Source organism: Paenibacillus sp. Marseille-Q4541, from assembly GCF_018310695.1.
Classification (GTDB): Bacteria; Bacillota; Bacilli; order Paenibacillales; family Paenibacillaceae; genus Paenibacillus.
Window position 1 is genome coordinate 18598 of the sequence record NZ_JAGXCY010000002.1, and the last position, 13323, is coordinate 31920.

Genomic DNA, 13323 nt, shown 5'->3' on the forward strand with positions numbered 1-13323 from the left:
TTAAGAAGATAAGTACTGCCTATCGCCTAAGGCATCATAAACTAACTTTATGGATACTTTGTGTGTAACGCACTGATTAAACATCCATTATAAATTCAAATGAATTATACTAACTTTTATAAAGTTACTTGACAATATATACTTGATGGTATTATTATATTCTTATACAGAATATTTCAAGACAAATCGTTCAATAATGTAAGTAAAATCAGGAGGGAATAACAATGTCGAAATTGAATATCGGAATTATTTTGGGAAGCACGCGTCAAGGTCGTTTAAGTCCACAAGTCGGAGAATGGGTTAAAAAAATCGCTGATCAGCGCGGGGATGCTAATTATGAAATCGTAGATATCGCGGATTTCAAACTTCCTCTATTGGGAGAAGCGGACGCTACAGAACAAGCGACAGCTTGGAATACGAAACTTGCAAGTTTGGATGGCTTTGTCTTTATCGTTCAAGAATACAACCATAGTATTTCTGCATCCTTAAAAAATGCGCTTGATTATGCGCGTGAAGCTTGGAACGACAAAGCGGCTGGTATCGTAAGCTACGGTTCAGTTGGAGGCGCTCGTGCTGCTGAGCATTTGCGTGGAATTTTGGGAGAATTGTCCGTAGCGGATGTTCGTGTACACCCAGCCCTTTCCCTATTCACTGATTTTGAGAATGGATCAGTTTTCAAACCAGCCGACCTGCATCTCGTAAATCTGAATGGCATGCTTGACCAAGTCATTCGATGGAGCGGTGCATTGAAAACTTTGCGCTAAGAGCTTTATCCATTAAAGAGATCAATATGAAGAAGTTACAGCCCTAGTTCGGTTTTCACCGAATTAGGGCTCTTTTCTATATGCTTATATATTGAGGCTTTTTCCATTAAATAAAAAAAACCGCGGAATCCGCGGTTTCATATGTATTTTGTGCTACTTCGATTATAATATAACTTTATGGTATCTTGTATCACAACATATGTTGGCCATTCGCTGTTACAACGGCATTAGTGGTCATCTTTTGCAAGTCTGAAAAATAAAGCTGTTGCCCACCAACAACACAATAGTATAACTACAGCCATCATCGTAACGAATTCCATCTGGTTGCTCCTCTCATATGCCTTTTCACTTATTGTAAAGTAAAAAAGATACAAAATGGCTTAGTAATCTTGACAACAATATGTCAATTTAGAAGATCTTATTTGAAGAGAGAGGATTAGTCTACGATCAACACCCACATGATAATAAAAGCAATAATCGCTATTAGATAAAATAATACAATTTTCGAAATATTCTCCTTCGCTTTACTTTCATACTCATGGTTTTGCTTTGCATTTTCTTTTGACAATCCGACGAGTACGGTTCCAACTCCTCCAATTAATGCGACGATGATAACAATCACATACATAGCCAATTTAATCCCGCCTTATATAAGATTTAGTTAAGATTTATGAATGACTGAAGGGTTTTAGTTACATTCTGTCTGGAAATAATATGTATACATTCTAAAAAAGCGACGTGATTTAGCAAAATGATAAAGGAGATGACTAAGATTATGGGCATTACACATACAGCTTTATTGATTATTGACATGCAATCTGGTTCATTTCTGGAGGAGAAGCCTATATGGAAATCCGATACCTTATTTAATAATATAAACCTGCTCATATCTATGGCTGACAGCAAAAGAGTACCTGTATTTCTTACGAAACATAACGGTAAAAAAGGAAGTCTTACTGAAAAGGGAACACCTGGATGGGAGATCCATCCTTCTATTCCTCTTACAGGCAAGGAAATCATTATTGAAAAAAACCATCCTGATGCTTTTCATCAAACCTGTCTTGAACAACAATTAGCCGCAAAAAATATCAAGCGTATTATCATAGCTGGAATTCAATCGGAAATATGTGTAGATGCGACTTGCCGAAGAGCTTTTAGTATTGGGTATGACGTTGTTCTTGTTCAAGATGGGCACAGTACCAAAGATTCAAGTATTATAAATGCAGAACACATCATTAAACATCATAACCAAGTTATGAAAGATTGGTTTGCCTCCATTATGGTTACAGATGATATCTTGTTCATGTTCTAAAGGATCATAGAACTTTCATTCATTGTTATCACGAAATCTCGTCAATATTGTACCCCTTCACCTTTCTCCTCAAGAATTTTTCTCTATCAATAGTTCTGATTATATAGATGTTATCATAAATGTAAATGCTTTCAATAATCTTGAAAGAAGGAATCGACATGTCGAGCCTACAAAGTATTGATTTACATCGATACCCGCTTTATCTAGCCTATCGTCGGAGCAGCGTGTCCCCAGATCATTTCAAAGGGGTATTCCATGCCCATCAAGGATTAGAGTTGCTGTTCATACATCAGGGGAGCGGACACATCATATTAGGTCAGAAGAGTTACGAGATCACAGCGGGAATGCTCTGTGTCTTTCAACCTTTTCAATTACATCATGTGAAAGTAAACATGAGTACGGATATACCGTTCATTCGTTCTATTGTCCATTTTGAACCCGCAGTGTATGAACCATTTTTTGAAAAATGGCCTGCTTTAAAACAATTTTTCACTCATCTTCATGCTCATCAGCTTACGTCACCATGTATTTATGGTCTGGATGAATCTTCTGATCTATTTTCACTCATTTCCGATATGCAAGAAAGGCTTACACATCTTATAAAAGCTAACGATGTAGAAGAATTTTCACTCTTCCTTATCGTATTGTTTCGTTCCTTGAAAACACAATGGAAAATGCATGGAAATAGCTCCCTGCCTGCAATAACACGAAGAAGCCACCAAGCAGAAGCTATGCTAAGGTGGCTCGAACAGCACTATAAGGAGCCTCTTCGTCTCGAACACATGGCAGATGAGCTTCATTTTTCTCCTTACCATCTCTCACATATATTCAAAGCTACTATAGGCGGAAGCATTTCAGAATACGTTGCTGCTCGGAGAGTCCAAGAAGCTATCAAGCGTTTGACCTCAAGTGATGATACCATCGCACAGATTAGTGAAGAATTAGGGATCACGAGTCCTTCTTATTTCTGCAAAATGTTTAAGGAGCATATGGGAGATACACCTCATCAATTTCGTAAGAAATGGAAACAAATGAATTAACTACTTAAATTCGCTTCCCATCGTGATAGGACGATCTTGAAATTGATCAACGGACACCTTTTTCTCATAAAAATGTATCGCATGTTGCTGTATCCCTTCCCTTGTATAGAACGGATCTTCTGGGCTTATAGGAAACGTTACTTTCTCTCCTGTACTTGCAGATTTATAGATGCCTACGATTAATTCCAGAGTAGAACGACCACTATCTCCATCGATTAGAACACCCGTACCTGTCTCAATGGCGGTTAACACATTATCAATCTGTCCCACATGACTTTCATATGTTACGTCCGGGAGAGTGTCATATCTAGACTGAATGAGTTCTTCTAATTCCGGATTATTTTCCGGAAATCCGTGGGGCTGCGAATGTGAAGCCGTAACCCTCCATGGGGCAGATACCCTTGCTTTGGAACCCTGGAATATCAGTTGCTGTTCTTCCCCATGATGAACCACTGAACTAGTAATTCCAGCTAACGCTCCGCTTGGATAACGTAACATCGCAATGGATATGTCTTCCACCTCCGCGTTATCATGCGATACATTACCCATGAACGCCTGTACTTCGCTTGGCTTTCCCATCATCCAAAGTAATGCATCAATATGATGAACAGCATGATTTAGCGTACAACCGCCGCCTTCCTTTTCCCATGTCCCTCGCCACCAGAGGTCGTAATAACAATGACCGCGCCACCAAAAGGAATCGACTTGGGCATGAACAATTTTGCCGATCAACTCTTCCTGCAAGATGGAATGCAGTTTCATCATTGGGGTCTTAAACCTGTTCTGTGCAATCACAGATAATACTTTATTATTTGCTAATGCTGCCGCATTCATTGCATCGCATTCTTGCAGTGAAGATGCCATCGGTTTCTCTACAATGACATGTTTTCCTGCTTGTAAAAAATCTACCGTAATCGGTGCATGTGTATAGGGAGGAGTACAAACAGATACGACATCAATATCTTCCTGAAGTAGTTCTTGATACGAGGTTATTGCCTTTGCGTCCAATTGGTGCTTGTCAATCTTGGCTTGCGCTTTACCTTCAAAACTGTCTGCAACCGCAACAATCTTGCAACGCTTTGGAAATTGTAAATAACCTTCAATATGCGCTGATGAAATGGCCCCAGCTCCAATAATAGCCACGTTTAGCATGATGCATAGCCTCCTTCTTTCATTAGAAAGTACTATATTACCTATACCTCACTGTATCATCAGCTCCGCATTCATTGTCGTTGTACTTTGCTCAAAAATAACACTACTTTGCGGTCTAGTTTGAAAAGAAAAGGCGTATTCCGTCATACGTAATGTAGAAAAAAAGCACCCTACCTTCCGGCGAGTGCTTTCGTAGTGTGATACATACCATTGTCTATGAACGACTGGCCCGGTGTAGCAACCATGTTCTCTAGAAGCTAGGTAACACTCGGTCATGTTCGGGCACTGCGACTAAAGGTAACCATACGGTAAATGTCGTTCCTTTCCCTAGTGAGCTCGTGACACTCACGTTTCCTCCGTGCATCTTTACAATTTTTTCAATAATCGAAAGTCCGAGTCCACTTCCACCACTGGCATGGGTTCTTGATTTATCCGCTTTATAAAATCTTTCAAAAATATGTTCTTGATCCTCCGCAGATATCCCAATACCTGTATCCTCTATCCTGACGATCGCTTCTTCATCATTAGCTTCCAAGAAAACTTGGATTGTTCCTTTAACTGGAGTAAATTTAATCGCATTGTGAAGAAGATTCACCCATACTTGAGATAACAAATCCGGGTCTGCTTCAATGTTTGTCTGCTGTAGATCCACAATCATTTCCAAATCTTTATCGAGCCATTGCGGCTCACAGGCAAGGATCATCGTCTGAATCTGTTTATCAAGCCTCATGGGTACAGGATAAAACGGATGCTGCTCCGAATCGAGCGACGCAAGTCGAAGCATGTTTTCTGACAATTTGGACAGCCGGACACTTTCTTTTTCGATGATTTCTAAATAATGATTTCTCATCTCTGGACTTAGCCCTTCCTCTTTTAATACTCTTGCAAACCCACTAATGGAGGTTAGAGGAGACTGAATTTCATGTGAAACATCCGAAATAAAATCTTGACGCATGGATTCCAGTTTACCCAGGTCAGCTGCCATATCATTAATACTATGAATCAAATGATTCATTGGCCCTTCGTCAAATCGCTCAGGAAGCTGAATCATCACTTGAAAATCACCTTTTGCGATTCTTCTCAGCGCTTCGGTAATCGACTGATAGAATACCCGTTGCCGTTTACTCACAAATTTAGACAAAATGTACATCAATAATCCAAACAAAAAGAAGCCAAGAAGCGAATTCAATAATTGTAGTAGCAGAGGAGATAGATGCAATCCGAGCGATGAAGTCAGGAAAAATGCGACGGACCAACAAATCAAAAGAGCGATCGTTACCCAGAGGAGGCCCATGATAAACTTAAATATAGCTTTTGCGTTAGTAGTCGATGGGCCTCTTCTCATCGTTTCACCTCAAGGCGGTAGCCCAAACCACGTATTGTTCGAATCTGAAATGCATGATTTTCTGATTTGAACCGTTCCCTTAACCGCCCGATATGTACATCTATCGTGCGTTCTTCTCCTTCATAGTCAAATCCCCATATTAGCTCAATGAGCTGATCGCGGGGAAAGGTTTTGCCAGGATAACTCGCCAGCAGGAATAACAATTCAAACTCCTTTAGAGGAAGCGTGAGGGCTTCCTCCCCGTCATAACATTCGAACGTATTATGATCCAGCCTAAGATCGCCAATTTGGATTTGTTGCGAAGCCGCAATACGATACCGCTTCAGCAACGCCTTCACCCGGACGATCAACTCTAATGGATCAAAAGGTTTAACAAGATAATCATCCGTACCAAGTTCAAAGCCTCTGACCTTATGAGTAATTTCACCCTTCGCCGTCAGCATAAGCAGTGGGATGTTGTTATAATCGTCAGCTAATTCTTTGCACAGCTCCCAGCCATCCATACCAGGCATCATGATGTCCAGAATGACAAGGTCAGCTTTAACGGACTCCAATACTTTCAGTGCTTCTTGTCCGTTTGAAGCTTCCGTGGTACTGAAACCTTCAGTCTTCAGTACATGACTTACCAGTTCGCGAATGTGGGGATCATCATCAACAACAAGAATCATTGGCATGAGATACACTCCTTATTCTATATAAATATCATTATCGATTTCGTTCCGATCTCGTAAACATCAATGTTCCCACAATCGTAAAAATGAGAAAGAATCCAGTCATTACTAACAGGTTAGTAACGGGATGATGAATAACAATTTGATCATATATGGGTGTACCGGCATAAAATACAGCGCGTGCTAAGTCGACACAGTAGGTCATCGGCATCAATTTAGCGAGAAAACCCAGAATTCCAGTAGAATGCTGAATCGGGATCATCGCTCCAGAGAGAAACATTTGTGGCATAATGATCATCATCGATCCCATATCTGCCGTTTTACTGTCTTGCACAAAACCGATGAAAAAAATGCCAAGCGCTCCACCCACTAAACAGAACAGTGGCGAGATCAGAAACAGGTAAACAATATGCATGCCACCAAGAGGAATTTGCATCAGGAGAGCCACAACCAGGATTCCGATCAGGCCAACAAGACTTGCAAAGCTTGAGCCGATCATTTTACCCAGAATAATAGAATATCTGGATATCGGTGAAACGTAAAGTTCTTGCGTGAAATTCTGGTTTCGTTCTTCAATTAAAGAGCTCATTCCGCTAATAAGTCCTGTGAAGAGACTATTCACAATCATACCAATCATCATAAATTGTAGAAAATTATAGCCTAGGCCTGCCGCCATATTTTGTGATAAACTTCCGCCCATAATACCGATAAATATAACAGGTATCAAAATATTGACGCCGAGATGCGTTGGGTTCTTAATACTTTTGGTAATCTCCCGTGCTGCTATGGCAAAGATTGCATTACCTTCTTTTTTTGTTGAAGCTATCATTTCGCCACTCCCATTCCACTGCGTTCTACTAGACTAAGGTAAGCTTCCTCCAGCGTAGGCTGATGAATATCAAGCCGGGTAAGAGGAGTTCGCAGCTTCGACAATAAGTGCTGCGGTGTCCGCTCATGGTAAGTCACCTTTAAGGTTCCATTCTCCTCTGTAAAAGGTGCTTGCATCGAGATTAACTCCTTCTTGAGCTCAGTAAGATCACTTGCCCCTATAATCATGGATCTATCGCCCAATAATTCTCGTTTTATCTCATCCGGTGTACCAAGAACGGCTATCTTTCCTTTGGTTATCATACATACGCGATCAGCTTCCTCAGCCTCTTCAAGATAATGTGTGGTTAGAAAGATGGTCATGTTCTCTTCCTTACGAATCTTCTGTAAATACGTCCAAAGTGACTGGCGCGCTGATGCATCTAGCCCTTGCGTTGGCTCATCCAAAAACAAGATCTGTGGTTTGTGCATTAAACTACGCATAATTTCAAGCTTACGCTTCATTCCCCCTGAGAATCCTTTCACCTTCTTAAACAAGTTTTCATGAATTCCTACAACTTCTGCAAGTTCTTCAATCCGTTGTTTATATGAAGAAGGCATCATACTATAGAAAGGCCGATAACTATACACTCCATACACACTCACATGTAGCCGAATATTCTCTTCTGCCGTTAAATCCAAATCAAGACTTGGATTCTGGAAAATAATCCCTACATTCCGGCGCACCATCGACGCCTCTTTTTCTACATCATATCCTGCAATGATAATTTCGCCTTCCGTCTTGGATAATGTTGTTGTCAGGATGGAAATCGTCGTCGTCTTGCCTGCACCATTAGGACCAAGAAAAGCAAAAAACTCACCTTTCCCTACCTCAAAGCTAATTCCATCCACTGCAGCTCGTTCACTATTTTTGTATTGCTTTCTTAAATTCTCCACTCGAATAATGGTCTCCACTCTCTGTCAACCTCCTCTAAAATTACGGCTCACAGCATCGCTGTTGCTCTTGCTCCCCTGTGAACGATCTTAGGTTAAATGAGTTTTATGAACTGAATGTAAACTGGAGTAGACATCTCCATTTATCTAAGCCAGTGCCAAGAAGTTGTTACGATTTATGTAGATATAAAGAAGGCAGATGGTAGAGTCTAATATAAATTCACTTCATAATTGGAATTACAATCCACAACAAAAAGCCGCCTGTAAAAAAGCGGCTTTTATTACAATTACTTAAAATACTGCGTGGGACTAAAAGTCTCTTGGAACTTTATAAAACATAAATAATAGTTATTATTTATGTTATTTGTGATGATGGCGTTTACAAACTACCAATACTTTCTGACCCGGTTTAAGAATAACAACAATCAGCTTCTTTTTATGTTTGAAATTCATTTGGAATCACCTCCTCGTTCATTATATGAACAGTTAAAGAGGTTGTGTGGGTGTAACTCTACTAGTCATATAAATAATAGTCCCATTTTTTTCTTTTAGATCCATCTAGATTTTAATAAACGTAATGTTACATTTAGTTAGGTTTTGTCTAGTGCTGGAACATAAAAAGAGCAGTTTGGCCTTTTCTGGCCAAACTGCTCTTTTGTTTACTGATTTCCTTTCAACAATCCTTTGTTGATGAAAAATTCGATAGCTATCACTTCTAAAATTCGTCAAACTCATAACTGATGCGTTCAAATCGTTGATTGTTTAATTTATAAAAAGAACTCTGCGATACATCTAGGGTTAAGGCTTGCTCTTTCTTTAAATTACTATATACACCGCGCAAGATTCTTCCCGTAAGTCCATGAGAGACTACGATGACTTTTTCTTTATTTTTTATACTCTCCAGCCAGCTAGTAACCCTCTCCACAACAGATTCATAACTTTCGCCGTCTGGTGAATTGAAATACCAATTGTAATGATCCGTATTTTTGAGAAGTTCTGGCCAAGAACTTTCAATTTCCATACTAGTTAAGCCTGCCCACGAGCCGACGGAAACCTCACTTAATCGATGATCTGTGACTACATGATTTAGATCATATCCTAATATTCCGCAGATGATCTCCGTACTTTGCATCGCTCGTCCTAATGGACTAGAGATAATCTCCCAATCTTTAGGTTCATGGGCCACCATTTTCAGCAGTCTAGCTATATTCTGAACTTGTTCAATTCCCACTGAAGTGAGTGGTGAATCAAGTTCGCCTTGATATCTTCCCTCACTATTTAGTATGGTTTCTCCATGCCGAAGTAAGTAGATTACTTGTTCCAAAATAACATCTCCATTCATGCTCTGTCCCAAATATGTAATTAACGTATCCTAAGTATATAATACTTCTATTGCTATCTTTGGACTAGCTTGGAATAATATCTTCGGAATACATTAAGACAAATAAGAGTACACAAAAACGCTTGGTTTCCCAAGCGTCAGTTCATTCTATTTTGTAAAGTTCTTAAAAGAAAAAAAGTTGTACAACTCCCAATACCACGGATGCAGCTGAGAGAATCTTTGCTACCCTATCCTTATTCATGAATTTCAGGATCAACGCAATCACAGCCAACAAACCAAAAATTACTGCAACGATTTGCTCAGTCGTATAATTGGTAGGAAGCGCTGTGAAATTCATATAACTGACCACAATACCTATAATCACTGTAACTGCAAAAATAATATTGTTAATTTTTCGGTTTTTTACAGTAAACAATAGTCCTATACTAACGATACTTATGATCGCTATTATAGTAAACATAATTACTAATAGTCCAAGCGCCATCGTGTCATTCTCCTCGTCGTTAATGTTCCTTCATGTTGCTATATCCGTCTGTAGCTATTTCCTATCATTACCCATAAGCAGATCTTTTTAAAACTTCTTCTCCAGTATCCTTTATTCGATTGATCTTTGAAATGTTATGACAGAAGCGGCGTATGTTGCTCTAATGCTGTATTTATTTTAACTTCAGAGAAAACAACATGTGTAAGTGTAGAAGTATACGCTGATATTTCATCTAAAAACGCTTCAATCTCATCTAGCTGACTCACTGTCAGCAATACCATATAGCACGCCTTACCTGCGATTCGGTAACAGGATAGAACCGTAGGGTAGTTTTCCACAAAAGATTTGAACCGTTTATGGTCACCATGTTGAATCGTTACTTCTATTAAACAATCCATTGTAAATCCAAGTTTTTTTCGATTGATTTGAATCGTATAGCCCTCAATCATTCCAGAGTCTTCTAACCTTTTTACACGTTCTGTCACGGATGGAGCTGATAGGTTGACCAACCTTCCAAGTTCCCTCATTGAAAGTCTGGCATCTCTCTGAAGCTCAGTCAAAATGGACATATCGATATCATCGATTTTCATTTGAAACCATTCCCTTTCTATTATGTATCATTTTAAAAGTATATCATCGAAATACATTCTATTCGACATGTGATATCCCCGAATAAATCGATAAAATGAAATGTAAGAAAGGTCGTGATGAACATGAGGGATAGAAGTAGTTATCATCAAGAAGCAAAAACAAGATTAGATGCAGAAGAGAATAAGCAGCGGAGAAAAACGACGCTCACATGGGCGAATTATTTCCACGAAATTCTCCAGGCAATATCTATATTCAAGTAACAAGGAATAATCTAAATCTAAACCAAAGAGAAGTCCTTTTAACAAAACTTCAAATAAAAAGTGTTGGATAATACCAACACTTTTTATTCATATAGTGAGTTTGGCGAGCATTCTAATGATCTCGATTAATGATGTAATTCAATATATGTTTCAGAAAAGCACTATTGCGTGGCATCTCACTCAACGCTTCCATGGCTAGACAGTAGTGATCCCACATCGCTTTGTTAGCACCTTCCGAACCCAGAAGGGTGACAAAAGTCGAATTGTTATTTAGCGTATCTTTGCCCGTCGGTTTCCCGAGTAATTGCAAATCTCCTTCCAAATCAAGCAAATCATCCTTAATCTGAAAAGCAATACCTGCATGATAAGCATATTTCTTCAAAGTCGCAATCTCCTGATCCATTACCCCCGCGAGAATGGCTGGCATAACAAGAGAAGCTTCAAAGGCAATCCCAGTTTTATAGAAACAAATCATATTCAATTGTTCCAGTGTTAATGCTTTCCCCTTGGAATGCAAATCCATCGCCTGACCCATGCACATTTCTCCTGCTTTCTGAGAAGAATATTGCATCAAAGCAAGAACAGATGTAGGATCAAACCCTTTAAGAGTTGATTGCTCTTGCGTAGCTTTCTGGATGAGATAGAGTCCGGTTAATTCAGCCGTAGCACTATTATGCACCTCATGCAAAGTTGGGCGTCCTCTTCGGGTCGATGCATTATCCTGCGTTGGCAGATCATCGAAGATCAACGATGCGGTATGCATATATTCTAGAGAACGTAGTAGAGGCGCGATGGCAGAACGATGCAATCCATATTCTTTTACACTCATGACCCAAGCCATTACTGGCCGTAGACGCTTACCTCCTCCTTGGAGACTGTAGTTAGCAGCATCAATTAGCGGCTCTTTCATCGGTGATATGTCTTCAGGTTTAGGAATCTGCAGTATGCTGTTGATCTCCTGTTGAGCCGTTTTTATAACCTCGGCAAAGTGTTCCTTTTCTTTTCGCTCGGTTTTCATCACGTTCAGCATCTGATCTCGAAGCAATTTATCGAAGAAATCCACATCTTCTGCTTTCCGAACCATATGCTGAATCACCCGATTGAACTCTGGAATACCTGAGGTGAAAACCCCCATGATTTCATTGTATTTTTTCGTACCTAAGCGTTGTTGACAACGTTTTAGACCATTGATGGCTCGATCAAGGATTACTTCACGAGTCTTGGCATCGGAATTGTACACATTATGAATTAAATTAGAAATGACGGCCCAGTACATCTCAAAAGGATTAATCAGATCAGGCCTCTGATCACGATATTTTAAATAATAGGTATAAGGCGTTACCGCTCCATCTCTCATATCATCAAACATATCCGCAAAATCATCAGCAAGCTGATTATAGATACCATAATAGAAAGTTCGATTATCAAATCCTTCATCCATTGGAGCACTAATCACAGATCTGACAATCAATCTGGATGAAGAGGATTTGATAATAATGGGCAGGTAAAGCTCCTCGTTGGTGTATTCCGAATTCGATAATTCCTTTACGCGGTCTCTATCCTGTGAATGAAAAAACACGTAAGATTGTTCAAGAAAAGTGTTCTGCGTTTCTGGACGCTGATAATTTTTGATATACTCAAAAGCTTCTTGAAGCTCGGCGTGAACATATTGAATCATATCGACATTTTTCCCAGTCCACTCCCCCATTGCCGGTACAGTTCCCGTGAGAAGTGCGGTACGTATCATTTGAGAATATTGTTCTTTCTCCTTCGTATCTAATACACCGGAATCGAGTAGATCGTCTATATAAGGATAGGTTAATCCATAGGAATAACCTAATCTGATGGCTTCATCAAGCCTTCTGGCACGTTCCACAGGAGAAATATCATCGTCCATTTCTTCCATTACATGAAGAACTACTCCAATAATGATTTTGATCAGTTTACGCTGTGCTTGCTCTGCATTCATTTCTTTAGGAATATGAGAGGATACGCTCTTCAGTTTATTAATCACCCAAATGGTTGCGCTCTCTACTCCTTCTTTCTGTGACCATCGATATAATGCAGCAAAGCTGATAAACTCAGGTTGCTCGCCCCTTGCGGCTGAAGTGGGATTCAAAAGCGTATTTTTAATGTCAGCTATTAGGCGCTGAATTCTTATTTTTGTATGTGGAGAGTCAAGAGATTTCCCTAGATCCCTCATATACATATATGAAACACTACGATCCAAGTAATCATCTAATTTCCCCGTATAACTAAGCCACTGCGTATATCTATGGTAATCTTGTGAATCAGGCTTTCTTTTACTGCGTGATAAAAAGGATAGCAGGAAATGATGATGAACATGGTCTCTTTTCCACAATTGAAGGTCTTCTGTCAGATTAGATACATACGTCTTTTCTTTAACTTGTACATATAGGGATTCAAAATACTGAGCCGCCTTCTGCTCTGCTCGCTGATACCACGTATCCGCTTGATTCGCTACTTCTACATTCATAAAATGGATTACCTCAACTTCTATTATTGTTAGTTATGTCTTCATTAGGTCAGGAAGAGTGTTCTCCATGGACATCAAATGAATCTTTTTTCATGTCGCGATCC

General features: G+C 39.6%; 13 protein-coding genes. 3 read left to right on the forward strand and 10 right to left on the reverse strand.

The annotated features are described in order from the left end of the window. Window positions 1-224: 224 nt before the first annotated feature. Window positions 225-764, forward strand: a complete 540-nt coding sequence (locus KFT32_RS02780; RefSeq protein ID WP_211745609.1) for an NADPH-dependent FMN reductase — start codon at window positions 225-227, stop codon at window positions 762-764. Between the two features lie 436 nt (window positions 765-1200). On the opposite strand, the gene KFT32_RS02785 is transcribed toward KFT32_RS02780, so the two are convergent. Then, window positions 1201-1392 (reverse strand): hypothetical protein, encoded by a 192-nt coding sequence (locus KFT32_RS02785; protein WP_211745994.1) that lies wholly within the window; start codon window positions 1390-1392, stop codon window positions 1201-1203. Window positions 1393-1539: 147 nt separating this feature from the next. On the opposite strand from KFT32_RS02785, the gene KFT32_RS02790 reads away from it, so the two are divergent. Beyond that, on the forward strand, window positions 1540-2076 hold the full coding sequence (locus KFT32_RS02790; protein WP_211745610.1) for a cysteine hydrolase family protein: 537 nt from the start codon (window positions 1540-1542) through the stop codon (window positions 2074-2076). A gap of 158 nt (window positions 2077-2234) precedes the next feature. Continuing rightward, the gene (locus KFT32_RS02795; protein ID WP_211745611.1) at window positions 2235-3116 is read left to right on the forward strand and encodes an AraC family transcriptional regulator; all 882 of its coding nucleotides are present in this window, start codon (window positions 2235-2237) and stop codon (window positions 3114-3116) included. Here the strand turns inward: KFT32_RS02795 and KFT32_RS02800 are convergent, their stop codons facing one another. The 9 genes from KFT32_RS02800 to KFT32_RS02840 form a co-directional block, all read right to left on the reverse strand. Next, on the reverse strand, window positions 3117-4268 hold the full coding sequence (locus KFT32_RS02800; protein ID WP_211745612.1) for a Gfo/Idh/MocA family protein: 1152 nt from the start codon (window positions 4266-4268) through the stop codon (window positions 3117-3119). It lies immediately after the preceding gene. A 250-nt stretch (window positions 4269-4518) separates the two neighbouring features. Beyond that, window positions 4519-5613, reverse strand: a complete 1095-nt coding sequence (locus KFT32_RS02805; protein ID WP_211745613.1) for a sensor histidine kinase — start codon at window positions 5611-5613, stop codon at window positions 4519-4521. Continuing rightward, window positions 5610-6287, reverse strand: coding sequence for a response regulator transcription factor (locus KFT32_RS02810; RefSeq protein WP_211745614.1), 678 nt, complete (start codon window positions 6285-6287; stop codon window positions 5610-5612). Before KFT32_RS02810 ends, KFT32_RS02805 begins: the two co-directional genes overlap by 4 nt. Before the next feature lie 31 nt (window positions 6288-6318). Further along, on the reverse strand, window positions 6319-7113 hold the full coding sequence (locus KFT32_RS02815) for an ABC transporter permease (protein WP_211745615.1): 795 nt from the start codon (window positions 7111-7113) through the stop codon (window positions 6319-6321). Beyond that, on the reverse strand, window positions 7110-8066 hold the full coding sequence (locus tag KFT32_RS02820) for an ATP-binding cassette domain-containing protein (protein WP_211745616.1): 957 nt from the start codon (window positions 8064-8066) through the stop codon (window positions 7110-7112). Before KFT32_RS02820 ends, KFT32_RS02815 begins: the two co-directional genes overlap by 4 nt. A 694-nt stretch (window positions 8067-8760) precedes the next feature. Then, window positions 8761-9369, reverse strand: coding sequence for a histidine phosphatase family protein (locus KFT32_RS02825; RefSeq protein ID WP_211745617.1), 609 nt, complete (start codon window positions 9367-9369; stop codon window positions 8761-8763). A 181-nt stretch (window positions 9370-9550) separates the two neighbouring features. After that, window positions 9551-9871 carry a hypothetical protein gene (locus tag KFT32_RS02830; RefSeq protein ID WP_211745618.1) on the reverse strand — a complete coding sequence of 107 codons (321 nt, stop codon included), beginning with the start codon at window positions 9869-9871 and terminating at the stop codon, window positions 9551-9553. Window positions 9872-10005: 134 nt separating this feature from the next. Further along, window positions 10006-10461: an Lrp/AsnC family transcriptional regulator gene (locus tag KFT32_RS02835; protein WP_211745619.1), complete on the reverse strand. Its 456-nt coding sequence runs from the start codon at window positions 10459-10461 to the stop codon at window positions 10006-10008. A 373-nt stretch (window positions 10462-10834) separates the two neighbouring features. Further along, window positions 10835-13219 carry a polyprenyl synthetase family protein gene (locus KFT32_RS02840; protein WP_211745620.1) on the reverse strand — a complete coding sequence of 795 codons (2385 nt, stop codon included), beginning with the start codon at window positions 13217-13219 and terminating at the stop codon, window positions 10835-10837. Window positions 13220-13323: the final 104 nt, after the last annotated feature.